Origin of the sequence: Duganella sp. Dugasp56, from assembly GCF_047304105.1 — a bacterium.
GTDB classification, from domain to species: Bacteria; Pseudomonadota; Gammaproteobacteria; order Burkholderiales; family Burkholderiaceae_D; genus Rugamonas; species Rugamonas hordei.
In genome coordinates this window covers 98,544-114,553 of record NZ_JBGLYQ010000014.1, presented here as the reverse complement: position 1 = coordinate 114,553, position 16,010 = coordinate 98,544, and the positions used below count along the sequence as shown (strand labels likewise).

The 16,010-nt window shown below is 65.0% G+C and carries 15 protein-coding genes, 1 tRNA gene and 1 pseudogene; 8 read left to right on the top strand and 9 right to left on the bottom strand.

Features of this window, described 5'->3' with window-relative positions; all coding sequences use genetic code 11:
- The first annotated feature begins 4 nt into the window (after positions 1–4).
- Both ACCD07_RS12120 and ACCD07_RS12115 read left to right on the top strand, forming a co-directional pair.
- Positions 5–937: a 2-hydroxyacid dehydrogenase gene (locus ACCD07_RS12120; RefSeq protein ID WP_176653307.1), complete on the top strand. Its 933-nt coding sequence runs from the start codon at positions 5–7 to the stop codon at positions 935–937.
- Between the two features lies 1 nt (position 938).
- Positions 939–1,850 carry a hydroxymethylglutaryl-CoA lyase gene (locus ACCD07_RS12115; protein ID WP_176653306.1) on the top strand — a complete coding sequence of 304 codons (912 nt, stop codon included), beginning with the start codon at positions 939–941 and terminating at the stop codon, positions 1,848–1,850.
- Positions 1,851–1,862: 12 nt separating this feature from the next.
- On the opposite strand, the gene ACCD07_RS12110 is transcribed toward ACCD07_RS12115, so the two are convergent.
- From ACCD07_RS12110 to ACCD07_RS12100, 3 genes are all read right to left on the bottom strand, one after another.
- Complete coding sequence (locus ACCD07_RS12110) at positions 1,863–4,217, bottom strand: beta-galactosidase (RefSeq protein WP_413447469.1); 2,355 nt, start codon at positions 4,215–4,217, stop codon at positions 1,863–1,865.
- Positions 4,218–6,992 (bottom strand): TonB-dependent receptor, encoded by a 2,775-nt coding sequence (locus tag ACCD07_RS12105; RefSeq protein WP_353401709.1) that lies wholly within the window; start codon positions 6,990–6,992, stop codon positions 4,218–4,220.
- 411 nt (positions 6,993–7,403) lie between these two features.
- Positions 7,404–7,480, bottom strand: a tRNA-Pro gene (locus ACCD07_RS12100).
- A 122-nt stretch (positions 7,481–7,602) separates the two neighbouring features.
- Here ACCD07_RS12100 and ACCD07_RS12095 point away from each other — a divergent pair.
- Complete coding sequence (locus ACCD07_RS12095) at positions 7,603–8,235, top strand: hypothetical protein (RefSeq protein WP_176653301.1); 633 nt, start codon at positions 7,603–7,605, stop codon at positions 8,233–8,235.
- On the opposite strand, the gene rsmI is transcribed toward ACCD07_RS12095, so the two are convergent.
- Positions 8,236–9,144 (bottom strand): 16S rRNA (cytidine(1402)-2'-O)-methyltransferase, encoded by a 909-nt coding sequence (gene rsmI / locus ACCD07_RS12090; protein WP_413447468.1) that lies wholly within the window; start codon positions 9,142–9,144, stop codon positions 8,236–8,238. It lies immediately after the preceding gene.
- A 10-nt stretch (positions 9,145–9,154) separates the two neighbouring features.
- On the opposite strand from rsmI, the gene ACCD07_RS12085 reads away from it, so the two are divergent.
- From ACCD07_RS12085 to ACCD07_RS12065, 5 genes are read left to right on the top strand one after another with little or no spacing between them, the layout of a single operon-like run.
- The gene (locus tag ACCD07_RS12085) at positions 9,155–10,549 is read left to right on the top strand and encodes a penicillin-binding protein activator (RefSeq protein WP_413447467.1); all 1,395 of its coding nucleotides are present in this window, start codon (positions 9,155–9,157) and stop codon (positions 10,547–10,549) included.
- A 7-nt stretch (positions 10,550–10,556) separates the two neighbouring features.
- Entirely contained in the window at positions 10,557–10,907 is a 351-nt protein-coding gene (locus tag ACCD07_RS12080; protein WP_413447466.1) for a YraN family protein, read from the top strand.
- Between the two features lie 57 nt (positions 10,908–10,964).
- Positions 10,965–11,561 carry a phosphoheptose isomerase gene (locus ACCD07_RS12075; protein WP_413447465.1) on the top strand — a complete coding sequence of 199 codons (597 nt, stop codon included), beginning with the start codon at positions 10,965–10,967 and terminating at the stop codon, positions 11,559–11,561.
- Positions 11,554–12,201, top strand: coding sequence for a BON domain-containing protein (locus ACCD07_RS12070; RefSeq protein WP_413447464.1), 648 nt, complete (start codon positions 11,554–11,556; stop codon positions 12,199–12,201). The genes ACCD07_RS12075 and ACCD07_RS12070 overlap by 8 nt, the downstream gene beginning before the upstream one ends.
- Before the next feature lie 52 nt (positions 12,202–12,253).
- Positions 12,254–12,772, top strand: a complete 519-nt coding sequence (locus tag ACCD07_RS12065) for a peroxiredoxin family protein (protein WP_176653295.1) — start codon at positions 12,254–12,256, stop codon at positions 12,770–12,772.
- 106 nt (positions 12,773–12,878) lie between these two features.
- Here ACCD07_RS12065 and ACCD07_RS12060 read toward each other — a convergent pair whose 3' ends face one another.
- The 5 genes and pseudogenes from ACCD07_RS12060 to ACCD07_RS12040 all read right to left on the bottom strand — a co-directional run bounded on the left by ACCD07_RS12060 (position 12,879) and on the right by ACCD07_RS12040 (position 15,970).
- Complete coding sequence (locus ACCD07_RS12060; protein ID WP_413447486.1) at positions 12,879–13,736, bottom strand: DUF3034 family protein; 858 nt, start codon at positions 13,734–13,736, stop codon at positions 12,879–12,881.
- 45 nt (positions 13,737–13,781) lie between these two features.
- Positions 13,782–14,036, bottom strand: a pseudogene (locus ACCD07_RS12055) (group I truncated hemoglobin); the annotation flags it as partial.
- 164 nt (positions 14,037–14,200) lie between these two features.
- A complete protein-coding gene (locus ACCD07_RS12050) occupies positions 14,201–14,623 on the bottom strand; it encodes a PaaI family thioesterase (RefSeq protein ID WP_413447463.1) in 423 nt (140 codons plus the stop codon).
- Between the two features lie 58 nt (positions 14,624–14,681).
- Positions 14,682–15,386: an anti-sigma factor domain-containing protein gene (locus ACCD07_RS12045; protein WP_413447462.1), complete on the bottom strand. Its 705-nt coding sequence runs from the start codon at positions 15,384–15,386 to the stop codon at positions 14,682–14,684.
- The gene (locus ACCD07_RS12040) at positions 15,383–15,970 is read right to left on the bottom strand and encodes a sigma-70 family RNA polymerase sigma factor (RefSeq protein WP_413447461.1); all 588 of its coding nucleotides are present in this window, start codon (positions 15,968–15,970) and stop codon (positions 15,383–15,385) included. The genes ACCD07_RS12045 and ACCD07_RS12040 overlap by 4 nt, the downstream gene beginning before the upstream one ends.
- Positions 15,971–16,010: the final 40 nt, after the last annotated feature.

The window sequence follows — 16,010 nt, the reverse complement described above, 5'->3', positions numbered from 1 at the left end:
CATCATGCGTATTCTTTTACATCGATCGGACGGCAAGACCGAGCCGTGGATCAAGGACTTCGGCAAGTACCTGCCGGAGGCCGAAGTCGAAATCTGGCACGCCGGCGAAAAAAACCAGGCCTGCGACTACGCCGTCGTGTGGTCGCCGCCGGAAGCGATGCTGCCGGAGCTGGCGCAGGTCAAGGCGATCTTCGTCACCGGCGCCGGTGTCGACGCCATCCTCAAGTTTTCGGACGCGATTCCGGCGCACATCCCCATCATTCGCCTGGAAGACGCGGGCATGGGAATGCAGATGGCCGAATACGTCACGCATTCGGTGCTGCGCTACTATCGCCGCCTGGACGAATACGAGGCACAGGCGCGCGCGGGCCAGTGGCTGCCTTTGCCACAGCACCACAAGGAAGACTTCGCGATCGGCGTAATGGGCATGGGCGTGCTGGGTACGCGCGTGCTGGAGGCGCTGGCGCCGTTCGGCTTCCCGCTGCGCGGCTGGAGCCGGACGCAAAAAGCCATGCCGGGCGTGCAGTGCTTCCACGGCGAAGATGGGCTGGACACTTTCCTGCGCGGCACGCGGGTGCTGGTCTGCATGCTGCCGCTGACGCCGGACACCAACAACATCATGAGCCGCACCAATATGTGCAAGCTGCCGCAGGGCGCGTTCCTGATCAACGTGGCGCGCGGCGCTCATCTGGCCGAGCCCGACCTGGTCACGCTGATCAAGTCGGGCCATATCGCCGCCGCCACGCTGGACGTGTTCCGCAACGAGCCGCTGCCGCTGCAGCATCCGTTCTGGCAGGAGCCGCGCATCACGATCACGCCGCACATCTCGGCGCTGACCCTGCGCCGCGAAAGCGTGGTGCAGGTCACCGAAAAAATCCGTAAATTCGCGCAGGGCGAGCAGGTCGCCGGCGTGGTCGACCGCAACCGGGGATATTGATATGAACAGTTTGCCGAAACAGGTAAAGATCGTCGAAGTCGGTCCGCGCGACGGCCTGCAGAACGAAAAAGAAAGCGTGCCGGCCGAGGTCAAGATCGAGCTGGTGAACCGCCTGACCAGCGCCGGCTTCCAGAACATCGAAGCGGCTTCGTTCGTGTCGCCGAAGTGGGTGCCGCAGATGGCGACCAGCAAGGAGGTCATGGCCGCGATCGAGCGCAAGCCGGGCGTGATCTATTCCGCGCTGACGCCGAACATGCAGGGTTTCGAGGCGGCGCTGGCCGCGCAGGCCAACGAGGTGGTGATTTTCGGCTCGGCCTCGGAAGCCTTCTCGCAAAAGAACATCAACTGCTCGATCGCCGAATCGATCGCCCGCTTCGAAGGCGTGGCGAAGGCGGCCAAGGACAACGGCCTGCGCCTGCGCGGCAGCATCAGCTGCTCGTTCGGCTGCCCGTACCAGGGCGACGTGCCGCTGGACGCGGTGGCCGACGTGGTGGGCCGCATGCGCGACCTGGGCTGCGACGAGATCGACATCGCCGACACCATCGGCGTGGCCACGCCGCGCAAGACGCAGGCGGTGATGGAGCGGGCGATCCGAGAGTTCCGCATCGAAGGCTTGTCCGGCCACTTCCACGACACCTACGGCCAGGCGCTGGCCAACATCTACGCCAGCATGGAGATCGGCATCGCCATCTTCCACTCGTCGGTGTCGGGACTGGGCGGCTGCCCGTACGCCAAGGGCGCGACCGGCAACGTCGCCACCGAGGACGTGCTGTACATGATGCAGGGCCTGGGCATAGCCACCGGCATCGACCTCGACATCGTGGTCGACGCCGGCCAGTTCATCTCGCAATTCCTGGGCCGCAAGGGCGCCAGCCGCGCCGGCAACGCCATCGCCGCCAAGCGCGCCGGTTGATACGCTACGGCGTCATTCGCGCACCAGCTTGTCCGCGACGTACATGCGGTACTGCCTGATACGGCCGGTGACGGTGTCGGGCCCCTGGCGCGGCATGTAGCGCACGCCCGCCACCTCCACCTGCTGGCCCAGGTCGATGATCAGCTGGTGCGGATGGCCCGCCCCGGCGGCAAACGCGGTATGCCAGTGATCCGACGCCTGCCCGTTGATGGCGTTGAGGGCCGAGCCGTCCTCCTTTTTCAGCTCTTCGCTGCTGACGTAGGCGATCGTCCACGACTGCTGGTTGATGGTCTTGCCGTCCTTGCCCAGCAGCGAAATCTCGGCGACCGCCGCGTACTGCTTGCCGTCGAAGGCGCTCAGCGATTCAAGACAGAACTGGCGGCCTTTGACCGGCGCGGCGAACAGCACGTCCTGGGTCGCGCCGCCGGCGGCAAATTCGCCCGCCTGCGCCGGGGCGATGCCATCCAGCGCCGGCTTGACGGTGCTGGGCGGGCGCGCCAGATCCAGCTCCGGATTGAGCTGGTCGAGTATCGGCTCGGTGAGTCCGGCAATGCGGGCGCTGCGTGGACCGGTCAGGTCGAGCACGACGATTTCGTTGCGGCCCTTCCTGATCCAGGGCCCGGGCAGGTACATGGTCTGCGTCGGCCCGATGCTCCAGTAACGACCGAGGCAGCGGCCGTTGATCCAGACTATCCCCTGGCCCCAGCTGGACATGTCGAGGAAGGTGTCGGCCTGGCGGCCGGCCTCGAATCCGCCGCGCCAGAAGGCGGGGCCCTTGGCGCGTCCGGCCTTGAACGCCAGCGGCGGCAGCGTGCCGTCGGCATCGAAATCGATGGCGCGGATCTCCCAGTTCTCCAGCGGCTGCGCGGCGCCGTCCTTGGGCGTGAACGTCACCGGACCGTGCAGGCCCTTGCGGTCATGCACCTCCAGGCCGAAGTTGACCCGCGCGATGGTGTACAGCAGGATCTCCACCGTCACGGCCTTGCTGCGGGCCGGCACGGCGACCGAGAAGCGGCGGTGGCGCGTGTCCAGCGTCCCCACCTGCCTGCCGTCCACGTAGACCCAGGCCAGGTCGCGCACCTTGGCGGCGGCCAGCAATCCCGCCGGTCCGGCCGGCAACCGCACGCGATAGGCGACCAGGCCGCGGCTGATGTCGTACTGTTCGATCGGCTCCGGCGACGCGGCCTTGATCGTGCGCGGCGGCAGGTTGGCCAGCACCGGCGCCGATTCGGTCAGCGTGAACGCGTCGATGCGCATGACGGGATTGCGCGCCGGCGGTTCGGGCAGCACTTCGCCCGGCGCCAGGAACGGGCGCATGCCTTCGCGGTAGGCGTTGAACTTGGCGCCCACCCATCCCGCTTCGCTGACCGGCGCGTCATAGTCGTAGCTGGTGGTGTCCGGCCGGAAGGGACGGTCGCAGCCGCCCCACAAGCCGAAAGTGGTGCCGCCGTGGGCCATGTAAAGGCTGAACGAGCCGTTCGCCTTGAGCATGGCCTGGATGTCGACGACGGCGCTCGTATTGTCGCCGCGCCGGTGAGGATTGCCCCAGGTGTCGAACCAGCCGGAATAGTATTCGCCGCACATCAGCGGCGCCTGCTGCACCGCGGCCAGCGCCTTGAAGCCGCCGGCCGGATCGCTGCCGAAGTTGGCCACCGACAGCATGCCCGGCAGATGGGTCTTGGCCACCGCGTTGGTCGGATTGCACTGGAATAGCGGCACGTCGAAGCGCGCGTCGAGCAGCGCCTGGCGCATGGTGCGCATGTAGTCCAGGTCTTCGCCGAAGAAGCCGTACTCGTTTTCCACCTGGACCATCAGGATAGGGCCACCCTGGGTCACCTGCATCGCCCCCAGCACCCGGCCCACCTCCTTCAGGTAGCGCCGCGCCGGCTCGACAAAGGCCGGATCACGCGTGCGCAGGAAGGCGTCGCCCGGATTTTTCTTGAGCAGCCACCACGGCAGGCCGCCCATCTCCCATTCGGCGCAGGCGTAGGGGCCTGGACGCAGGATCACCCACAGCCCTTCCTTCTGCGCCAGCCGGCAGAACTCGACGGCGTCGCGCTGGCCACTCCAGTCGAACTTCCCTTCGCGCCATTCATGGTAATTCCAGAACAGGTAGGCGCACACGGTGTTCAGGCCCATCGCCTTGATGGCTTTCAGGCGATGCGTCCAGTACTCGCGCGGCACGCGCGCGAAGTGCATTTCGCCGCAGCGGATCTGCAGCGGCTTGCCGTCGATGAGAAAATCGCTGGCGCCGACGGCAAAGCGCGGCGCGCCCTGGGCGCCGGCGTGAAGCGGCAGCAGGGCGCCGCCGGCGGCGGCAGCGGCGCCTTGCAGCAGGCGGCGGCGGGGCAGGTTCGCCCGCGTCATTTAGAACGCCACCCGCAGGCCGACGTTGGCACGGCGGCCGACATCTTCCAGGGTAAGGAACTGCGACTCGTTGTTGGCATATTCGTGCATCCTCGAGTTGGTCAGGTTGATGAAGTCCGCGTAGAGGGCCATCTTCGGCGTCAGGTTGTAGCGCAGGCTGGCGTCGGTCTGGCCATAGGCCGCCCGGGTGCGCGGCAGGGTGCTGCCGCCGCCGCAGTCGACCGAGAAGCGGTTGCGCCAGTTATAACTCACGCGGGCCTGGAATTTGTCGTTTTCATAGAACACCGAGCCATTATAGGATTGCGGCGACAAGCCGGGGTAGCCGCAGGCCGGCACGCTGCTGTCGGTATCGGTGTCGCGGGTCGCGCTGGCGTCCACGTAGGTATAGTTGGCCGCCACGCCGAATCCCCGCAGCCAGGAGATGCCGTTGTCGAAGGCATACTGGCCGGCCAGCTCCACGCCCTTGATCTTGCCTTTTTGTCCGTTGCGTATGCGGGTGTCGTGGACCACTTCATCGTACTGCGGAATCTTCATGTCCACCATCTTGGTCTCCAGGAAGTCGGAGACGTCCTTGCGGAACACGGCGGCGCTGACGTAGTTGGTCTTCGACAGATACCATTCGTACGACAGGTCGTAGTTCTTCGACTGCATCGGCTTCAGATAGGGATTGCCGCCGCCGGTCTGCACATCGCCATAGCGCCCGCCGTAGGAATTGCTCACACCCATCTGGTTCAAGGTGGGACGGGTCTCGGTCTTCGACGCGGCCAAGCGCAGCAGCATGTCGGCGGTCAGGTCGAATTTCAGGTTGGCGGACGGCAGGAAGCTGTTGTAGCTGTTGCTGACGGTGGTCGTGGCGGCCGGGCCCCAGTTCAGGATATAGGTCGTGTCGTTGGGGCTTTTCACCGCCGACAGCAGGGTGCGGCTGATGCCGGTCGATGCCGAGTTCACGTGCACCACACGCATGCCGGCATTCGCCGACCAGCCCGAGCCTTCCCATTTGGAGTCCACGAAGAAGCTCGATACCTTCTCCTTGACGCCCCACATGTCCGGCTTGGTGTAATCGATCGCCATCGGACCATTCGGATACTTGGTCTTGTCCAGGTACAGCGCCGGATCATTGGATTGCGCCAGCAGCGAAGGCTGGTTCAGGTAATTCATGTAGGCATACGGATCGAAGCGGAGGTAGGCGCTTGGAATCTGCGCGCCGCCGCCCATGAAGTTATCCATCGGCGTGACGGTGAACAGCGACGACGGCAGGGAGACGTGATAGCCGCTGAAGGCGTTCCAGGCGTCGTTGTTCCACTGAGTGCGTTCCACGTTGCGCTGCGAGTAGGCCATGCCGGAATCGATGCCCTTGAAATAGCCCATCTCGTGATTCCAGGCCAGACTGAAACGTCCCTCCTGCAGGTCGTCGAGATTGCGGATGTCGCCGTACGATACCGCGTGGGCACGCACCGCGGTCGGATCGGCGATGCCGTCGCCGAACACCAGGCCGGGGGTGCCGGCGAAGGTCAGCACATCGCCGTTCTTGGGCACCATGCCGGCCACGATCCACATATTCGGGGACTTGGAGGTGGTGCGGGAGTCGGCGATATCGCCTTCCAGTTTCAATTCCGGCGTCAACGCCCATTTCGAGTTCAGGCCGAACGCCTGCGTGGTGGACAGGCGGTCGCCGCCCTTGACGATCATGTCGTTCGAATTGGCCTCGCCCAGCAGCTTGCCGCTGCCGGCCAGCGCCGGATTGTTTGCGTAGAAGATCGAGCCGGGCCGCAGGAAGCTGGTGACCTGGTTGTTGCTGTCGTACTTGACGCCGAGCTGCACGGGATTGTTCCAGTCGCTGAACGCGATCACGTCGTTCTTTTGGTCGAGTCGCGAATACAGGGCGTCCGCGGTCAGTTTCCAGGTCGGGGACGGATTGTATTGCACCGTCAGATTGCCGACCAGCCGCTTGCGGCTTTCATTCTCCTGCTGGAAGCCGTAACTCTGCGGCATGTAGAGCTTTTTGGTGGTCACGTCGGCCATCGTCAACCCTTTGGAGTTGAGGTCGCCGTTGATCATCGACACGTCGCGGTAGTTCCAGGCATCGTTGACGGCCTTGTTTTGCTTGGAGGCGCGGTCGGTGTAGGAGAGCGAGCCGGTCACGCCGAAGGTGCGGTTCTCGTTGGCGAACGAATACATGCCGCTGATGTTGGGCGTATTCTTCTTGGAATTCGAGTCGTAGGAATCTGACACATTGACCACCGAGGTGTGGCCCAGTTTTCCCGACAGCGGCCGCGCGGTCTGGATGTCCACCGTCGAACCGATGCCGCCCTCCGGCAGGAAGGCCTGCGACGTCTTGTAGACCAGGGCCTTCGAGATCAGGTCGGAGGACAGCAGGTCGAAGGAAAACTCGCGGCCGCCGGTGTCGCTGGTCATGGTGCGGCCATTGACCAGCACATTGTTGAACTCCGGCCCCAGGCCCCGCACGGAGATGTAGCGCCCTTCGCCGTTGTTGCGCTGGATCTGCACGCCGGTGACGCGCTGCAGGGATTCGGCGATATTCGTGTCCGGGAATTTGCCGGCGTCTTCGGCCGACACCGCGTCGACCACGCCGTCTTGTATGCGCTTGGTCGTCAGGGACGAGGACAGCGATGCGCGTATCCCGCTGACGACGACCGTCGTCCCGGTATCGACAGGCTTGGCCTCGCTGCCCGTCTGGGCAGAGGCGCCGACCATCATCAACATTTCGGCAATGACAGCGGCCATGACCGTTTTACGCATCTTAGGTGTATTCATATTCATTGTGTCTCCGTGCTCTTAGTTATAGGAATGAATGAATGTGCGAATGCCTGCCTGTTCCGGCGCTCAGCTCTTACATTTGGGGACGGGCGTTCGCGGGTGCGGCGAGCTAGCGGGGGTCGCTGCGGGCGTAAGTCATGACGAACACGTTGGCGATGGGCCAGTTGAGCGTTGATTGTTCCATGGTCTCTCCGTAGTTTTTTATTGCGCGTTTTCGCCGCGCTAAATTCATGTTACGCAACAGCTTGTTTGCTAACCAATTGCGTATTCAATTGAAACCATTACCAATTCGTATAGCTCGTTTGATATGGCGAGAGGCGGGAGAGAGGCGGAAGGGATGCGCCAAGGGCGCAAAGGATAAAAAAAAGACCCAAGAGCCTGAGCTCTTGAGTCTTTTTTCTTGATTCTTGGTCGGAGTACAAGGATTCGAACCTTGGACCCCCTGGTCCCAAACCAGGTGCGCTACCGGACTGCGCCACACTCCGAAGAAGCAAGATAATACAAGCTGCCTCAGTATCCGTCAAGTGCCGCTATGAATTCAGTATGTACCATGGCAGTTTTTTTTCAATGTGAGATGATGCGGTGTGGACAAATTAGCGAAAAAACCATGAACGCGACCTTTACCCAGAGTCAGCCCGCCCAGCTGCGGCGGCCGGGGATAGTCGCGGGCATCGCCATCTCGCTGGTGCTGCATCTGCTGCTGATATTCGGCTACCGGCTGTCGCTGCCGGTGGCGCCCGAACAGCCTCCGGCCAGGACGATGACGGTCTGGCTGCAGCCGCCCAAGCCCATTGTCGCCACGATAGAAACGCCGGCCAAGCCGGAGCCCAAGGAAGAACCGGCGCGCAAGCGCAAACGCGATCTGGAGCGGCCCGCGCTGGCCGCCCGTCCCAGCCCGCCAGCGCCAGCGCCGGTCCCGGCCACCTCGCAGGCGATCACCTTGCCCGCGCCGTCCAGCCCCGTGGCCGATCCGCTGCATCCGGAAGAGCAGCCGAAGAAATTCGACATGAACGCGGCGCTGAAGACCGCCCGCAAGGTCGCCAACGAAAAAGACCCGGCCCGCGCCGGCCTGCCGGTGGCCCAGCTGGACGACCATCCGCTGTATCCGGAGCAGCGCGAAACCCAGCTGGCACGCGACATCGCCGGCGCCAAGCGCGGCGACTGCAAGAACACCGGCGCCGGCTTGCTGTCGCCGCTGATCTGGCTGATGGACAAGAAAGACAGCGGCTGCAAATTCTGACTACGCTTCGCCCTTGAGCTGCAGCGCGCGGTCATACAGCGCGTTCTTCTTGCGGCCGGTGATCTGCGCCGCCAGGCTGGCGGCCTGCTTGACCGAGCATTCGGTCAGCAGGATCTTCAGCACCCGTTCGGCCTCCAGGTCATGCTCGTCCTCGGCCGCCGGCGCGCCTTCCAGCAGCACGACGAACTCGCCTTTTTCCCGGTGCGGATCGGCCTTGATCCACGCTTCCGCCTCCGACAGCGGGCAGCGGTGGATTTCCTCGAACATCTTGGTCAGCTCGCGCGCGAACACCACTTGGCGTTCCGGCTCGAACACCGCCGCCAGCGCCGTGGCGCAATCGAGGATGCGGTGCGGCGCCTCGTAAAACACCATGGTCGCCGTCACCGCGCGCAAGGTGCCGAGGAAGTTCTCGCGCTGCTTGGCCTTGGCCGGCAGGAAGCCGACAAAGTAAAACTGGTCGTTCACCAGGCCGCTGGCCGACAGCGCCGTCACCGCCGCCGACGCGCCCGGCAGCGGCAGCACCCGCAGGCCGGCGGCGCGCACCGCGTCGACGATGCGCGCGCCCGGATCGGACACGGCCGGCGTGCCCGCGTCCGACACCAGCGCGATGCGATCGCCGGCCTGCAGGCGCGTGATCAGCGTTTCCGCCACTTCCCGCTCGTTGTGCTGGTGGGCGGCGATCAGCGGCTGGTGCAGGCCGAAGCGGGTCATCAGCTGGGCGGTGTTGCGCGTGTCCTCGCACGCCACGGCATTGACCATGCTCAAGACGTGCAGCGCGCGCAGGCTAATATCCGTCACATTGCCGATCGGGGTCGCCACGACGTACAAGGTTGCGCTAGGATAGGTCTGGTGCGCCATTTCGCCCATCACGGGCAGGGTGGCGATGGAGCTGAATTCTTGTGCGGTCATTGGGGGTAGGATGAATAGTGTGAGGTTGTCGCTGCTATGTGCGGCGGTGGCGCTGGCGAGCGGCTGCAGCACGCCGTTTTGCGATGCGCCCGGTGGATTGTGCGCGCCCGGCTCGGCAAATACAAGTGCGCTGCCCGCGCCGCCGGTCCGCCCCGCCGCGCAGCCGCTGCCGAAACCGCCGCCGGAACCCACGCCGCCGCCGGCGGAAGTGTTCGCCGTCACGCTGCCCGGCGTGTCCGCCGCGCCGTCTGCCGACGTTCCCGCCACCCGGCAGGATGAAGCCGCGCAGGGCGGCTTGCCGGCCAACCCGCCGGTCCGCATGGGCCTGCTGCTGCCGTTGCGCTCGGAAACGCTGGGCGCCGCCGCCGACGCCGTCCGCGCCGGCTTCATGGCCGCCTGGGAGCGCGACCGCGACAACATCACCGTCAGCGTGATCGAAACCGGCGACGTAGCGCAGGACGTGCTGTCCGCCTACGCCCACGCGCAGGAAAAACAGGACATCATCGTCGGTCCGCTGGCCCGCTCGGCGGTGGCGGCGCTGGCCGCCAGCCCGCTGCTGGGCAAGCCGACCATCGCCCTCAATTATCCGGAAGGCCACGGCACGGCGGGCGCCGCGCCGCTGCCGCCGCAGATGCTGGCGATGGGGCTGTCGATCGAGGAAGAGGCGCGCCAGGTCGCGCAGCTGGCGGCCGCCGACCATCCGAACGCCACCGCCATGATTATCAGCACCGGCACGCCATGGCAGCGCCGCGTGGCGGCCGCCTTCGCCGCCCAGTGGCAGCGCAACGGCGCCGCCGTGCGCATGGTCGAGCTGAGTTCGCCGGACGGCTACCTGAGCGACCCGGAACTGGTCCAGCTGCGCGCGCGCCTGCGCGACGATCCGCCCGGCCTGCTGTTCTCGGCCATGAGCGCCGACCAGACCCGCCAGTTGCGCGGCGCCCTCGGCGACAACGTCAGCACCGAGCCGACCAATCCCATCTTCAGCACCGCCGACGCGCTGCCGCCGCCTCCCGCACCGGCGCAGCCCGCCGGCCTTGGCGGGCTGCCGCTGTACGGCACCTCGGCGCTGAACGCCGGCAACGGCAACAACAGCCCGACGCAGGAACTGGACGGCGTGCGCCTGCTCGACCTGCCGTGGCAGATCCAGCGCGACCATCCGGCCGTGATGGTCTACCCGCATCCGGTGCAAGCGGCCAGCGCCGACATGGAACGGCTGTACGCGCTCGGCATCGACGCCTACCGCGTGGCGCGCGAAATCGGCCACCATCCGGCCGGCCGCTTCAGCCTGGACGGCGTCACCGGTCGCCTGACCGTCGACTTCGGCCAGGGCGGCGCGGCCAGCTTCGAACGCATCGAGCCGGCGGCCGTGGTCAGGAACGGCGTGCCGCAGCCGATCGGCCCGTGAGGCCGCCATGCCCCGCACCGAACAGCAGCGGCTGGGCCGGCTGGGCGAGGACCGGGCGCTGGCCTACCTGGACGCCCGGGGCCTGAAGTTGCTGGACCGTAATTTCCTGTGCAAGGCCGGCGAGATCGACCTGATCATGCAGCACGGCGGCCACCTGGTGTTTGTCGAAGTGCGGCGCCGGGCCGGCGGCGGCTTCGGCGGGGCGGCGGCCAGCGTCACCCCGGCCAAGCAGCGGCGGCTGATCCACGCCGCGCAGTTCTACCTGATGCGCTACCCCAGCCCGCCGCCGTGCCGCTTCGACCTGGTGGCCATCGACGGTGAAAAGTTGTCATGGTTGCAAAATATCCTGCAGATGTAAGCATTTTTAACAGCGCTTGTCCGGCTTGCTGAACGACTGCACTATAATCAGCACACTATGACAAACCAACGCATCCTGGCGCACTTCCACGAAAGTGCCGAAATCAAAATCCAATCCGCCACCGCCCTCGCGCCGCATATCGCGCAGGCGATCGACTTGATGTTCTCGGCGCTGTCCAACGGCAACAAGATCCTGGTCTGCGGCAATGGCGGTTCCGCCGCCGACGCCCAGCATTTCGCCGCCGAGCTGGTCGGGCGCTTCGAGCGCGAGCGCTTCCCGCTGCCGGCGCTGGCGCTGACCACCGACACCTCGATCCTGACGGCGGTGGCCAACGACTACAGCTACCGCGAGATCTTCTCCAAGCAGGTGCAGGCGTTCGGCCAGGCCGGCGACATCCTGATGGCGCTGTCGACCTCGGGCAACTCGGCCAACGTGATGGCGGCCATCGAGGCGGCGCTGGAGCGCGAAATGCGCGTGGTGGCCTTGACCGGCAAGGGCGGCGGCGCGATCGGCAAGATGCTGACCGACGCCGACGTCCACATCTGCGTGCCGGCCGACCGCACCGCCCGTATCCAGGAAGTCCATTTGACGACGATACACTGCATTTGCGACGGCATCGATGTCGCTCTATTTGGAGGAGATGTGAATGATTAATCCCGGCGCAATCTGGAACAAGGTACAGCGTCCGCTGGCCATGAGCGTACTGTGCGGCGCCATGCTGGCCTCGTTGTCGGGCTGCGTCGCGCTGGTCGCGGGCGGCGCCATTTCCGGTACCCTTGCCGCCACCGACCGCCGCACCCTGGGCGCGCAGACGGAAGACCGGGCGATCGAAGTCAAGGGCAGCATCAAGCTCAACAACGTCGTCGGCGATGCCGGCCACGTCAACATCAACGCCTTCAACCGCCGCGCGCTGCTGACCGGCGAAGTGCGCGACGAGGCCATGAAGGCGGCCGCCGAGCGCGAAATCCGCGCCATCGAGGGCGTGCTGTCGGTCGTCAACGAACTGGAAGTGGCCGGCCCGGCCAGCTACACCTCGCGCTCCAACGACGCACTGATCACCACCAAGGTCAAGGCCAGCCTGGTCGACATGAAGGATATCTCGGCCAACTCCTACCAGGTGGTGACCGAGCGCGGCGTGGTCTACCTGCAGGGCCGCGTGACCCAGCGCGAAGGCCAGATCGGCGCCGACGTAGCGCGCGGCGTCAGCGGCGTGACCAAGGTGGTCAAGGTGTTCGAATACATCACCGAGGAAGAGTGGAAGACCTACCAGCCAAAACCGGCGTCCAACTCATGAACCGGAGGAGAGGTCTATAATGGCCTCACCTAATTCGACGCCTGAGCCTATCATGCAAGAGACCAAATCCTCCCCCGCCTGGGTCAAGCCCGTGCTGGCCGCCGTGGTGATCGCCGCGGTCGGCTTTGGCGCCTATGTGTCGCTGAACAAGCGCCAGTCGGCGCCGGAAGTGACTTTCCTCAGCATCAGCGGCGAGAAAATCGCGCCCGACAGCCTGCGCGGCAAGGTGGTGATGGTCAATTTCTGGGCCACCTCGTGCACCACCTGCGTGGGCGAGATGCCGAAGATGGTCGACACCTACAACAAGTACAAGGCGCAGGGGCTGGAATTCGTCGCCGTGGCGATGAGCTACGACCCGCCAAACTACGTGCTGAACTACGCCCAGACCCGCCAGCTGCCGTTCAAGGTGGCGCTCGATATCGACGGCTCGGCCGCCAAGGCCTACGGCAACGTGGCGATGACGCCGACCACCTTCGTCATCGGCAAGGACGGCAAGATCCTCAAGCGCTACCTCGGCGAGCCGGACTTCCCGGCACTACACAAGCTGCTGGAAGAATCGCTGCACGGCTAAAACCCGGGGTCAGATCCGACATTCGGACACGAGCTCTACTGTAGCGGCTGCTACAGTAGAGCTCGTGTCCGAATGTCGGATCTGACCCCGGATTGCGGATTGTTTTTTAGAATCCCGCCTGCGCGGACAGGTATAGTCCGTGCTGCTTCTTCGGATTGAAGATCGTGATATCCCCCAGTTCCGCATACGCCGCGGTGAGCGAGAAGTTCCTGCTCGGGAACCAGGCCACGAAGGCGTCGTAGTACGCCTTTTCGTTGTCCACGCCCAGGTTGTGCGGCTTGCGGCGATACTCGGCGCCCACCGCCAGCTTGCGGTTGACCAGGTAGGCCACCGACGCCTCCGGCATCAGCCGCATGCTGTCGCCCCGGTCGCCGCCGAATCCCAACAGACCCATCTGGTTGGCGCGGGTTGCGCGCAGCGTGCCGTTCAGCAGCAGGCTTTGCTCGAACAGGATCTTGGTCGCCGCCACATAGTAATCGTAGCCGTGATCGTCCCTGGCGCCCAGCTGCTTGACGTTGCTCACGCCCAGCGCGCCGAGGCCACCTATGCCCTTGTTGCGCTTGTACAGCACGCCGATCGCCACCTGCGGCATCGGGTTGTCCTGCTCGTAGACGGCGTCGCCGGCCACCTTCAATTTCAGGCCGAGGATGTCCTGCTTGATGTTGAGCAAGTTCAGCGGCGCCAGGCTGCCCTTGAATTCCTGCCTGGCCAGTGAAATCTCCAGCCGGTCGGCAATGCCCACCGCTACGCCGTAGCTGTTGAGCGTGTAATCCTGGGTGCTGATATAGGTGTAGTGCGCGTTTGCGCCCCAGCTGTCGCGCGATCCATAGCCGGTGACCAGCGCCCACGGCGTGATGCCGCCGCCGCCCGCGCCCTCGACCTGGCTGACGCCGCCGGTGGCGAGGAATTTGCCCAGGTCCGGACGGGTCTGCGCAGTCTGCGCGGTCACGATGTGGCGCTGCATCGGCGCCAGCTTCGCGATCAGCTTGTTCGACACGCCGCTCGGCACATTGTTCTGTTCCATTGCGATCTGCAAATCCTCGGCCAGCGCATTGAACATGGCGTTGGTGATCTTCAAATCCTGGTGCACGTTGGCCATGTCGCGCACGGTGCCGACGCCGTCCATGGTCTTGTCGCGGTATTTGCCAGTGTACTTGCACGGGCCGCCGGCGAACTCGCAGAACTGCTCCTGCAGGCGCACATTCAGCTGCTCCATGTCGAAATCGGCAAAGCTTTCCTTGATGCGCGGATCGGCCAGCACCATGGGGATGAAGGTGTCGACGATCTTCTTGATGCCTTCCTTGCCGCCCAGCCTGCGGTAAGTCGAGTCTTCGGTGTACGGGGTTTGCGCCATCGCCAGCGACGACGCCAGCAGCAGGCCACAGCCAGCGAGCTTCGTGAGTTGCTTCATATGGACCGCTCCTGTGCCTACTTGGGATAGAGGACCATCTGCGTGCAGCGGAACAACGCTATTGTTTTGCCAGTGGCCTTGTTGCTGACCACCGCATCCCAGACCTGCGTAGTACGGCCCAGGTGCACCACCTTGGCGGTCGCCACCACCGTGCCGTCGCGCGCGGTGCCCAAGTGGTTGGACTTCAATTCAATGGTGGTGAAGTTCTGGGCGCCGTCCGGCAGGTGCGAGAAACAGGCATAGCCGCAGGCGGTGTCGGCCAGCGTGACCACGCTGCCGGCATGCAGGAAGCCGTTAGGCGCCAGATGCTGTGGCGTGACCGTGAACTCGGCCACGATCTCGCCCTCGCGCACGCCGGTGATGACGATGCCCAGATGGTCCGGCAAAGTGCCTTTGCCGAAGTGGTTGAAATACTCCGGCGTGAATTTACTGGCGTCCATGTGGTCTTTCGCTAACAAGGGCATCGGCCCGGTACCCGCGATGATACCAATTTTCACCCTACATCATGCGGACCCAGTTGCCTTTGTACAGGATAGGGCCAGTGGGCCCGTTCGGGTTCGGCGAGCCACCCTTCGGTTCCAGCGACACCGCCAGCAGGGCCACGTCGGCGCCGATGGCGCCCGGCGTCAGCGCCAGCCTGACTTCGCCGCGATCGGCCAGCAGGCCCAGCGAGCGCGGATTGCCCGTTTTCGGCACGGCCCACAGTTGCAGTTGCTTGTCGCTCGGCACGGGCGCGTTGCCGACCAGGCGCACCGTCATCGACTTGCGGCCGCTGTCGCCGGTCAGCACCAGCGCGGTCCTGGATTGTTCGTCGGTCAGCGTGGCGACGTAGTCAAGCGCCGGCGTATCCAGCGTACGCACCGAGATCACCACCACCAGCAAGGCCGCCACGGCGGTCGACACCACGCCCAGCCCGCGCCAGAAGGTCACCGACTCGTTGCGCCAGAACTGCCAGGCGGCGTGGCGCCGCGGCAGGTTCAGGCGGCGCTCGATGTCGCTCCATACCTGCCGGCGAGGCGCCTGCGCCGACGAAAACTCGGCCAGCGGCGCCAGCCGGTCCTGCCATTCCATGGTGATGCGGCGCAGCGCCGCGTCGTTGTGCAGATAGCCTTCGAAGCGGCGGCGCGCGCCGCCCTTGAGCGTGCCCAGCACATATTCCGCGGCCAGCTTTTCGCGCAGCGGCGCGTTGTCGCGGAAGTTCATGCGCGCTCCATTTTCGCCAGGCAGGTTTTCAGCTTGTCGAGGCTGCGGCGTATCCAGGTCTTGACGGTGCCGATCGGCAGCGCCATCTGCGTGGCCACCTCGCTATGCGACAGGTCGTGGAAAAACGCCAGGCCGAGCACCTGCCGCTGCAGTCCTTCGAGCGCGGACATGCAATAGGCCAGCGCTTTCGCGTCGCGGCTCATTTCCAGCGCCTCGATGGGCGTGGAGGCTGGGTCCCGCAGTGCATTGATCACCTCGCTGTCAAACTGGTCGCCGTCGATCTCGGCCGTCACCTCGCTACGGCGCAGCAGATCGAAAGCCTTGTTGCGTACGATGGTGGTCATCCACGTCATCGGCGCGGCCAGATGACTTTGATAACTACCGGCATTGTTCCAGATCGCGACGAAACTCTCTTGCAGCACCTCTTCGGCCAGCTCACGCTTACCCAATATACGCAGCGCGAAGCCAAACAGTTTCGCCGACGTCGCATCGTAGAGCGAACGGAAGGCGACGGCGTCGCGCCGTGCGGCGCCTTGCAGCCAGGTACGCAGCTGCTGGGGATCGAGGTTTTTCGCGTCGGACACCGATGGCCTTGGAAGTGAGGGGAAAGGAAAAAGCTGCAAG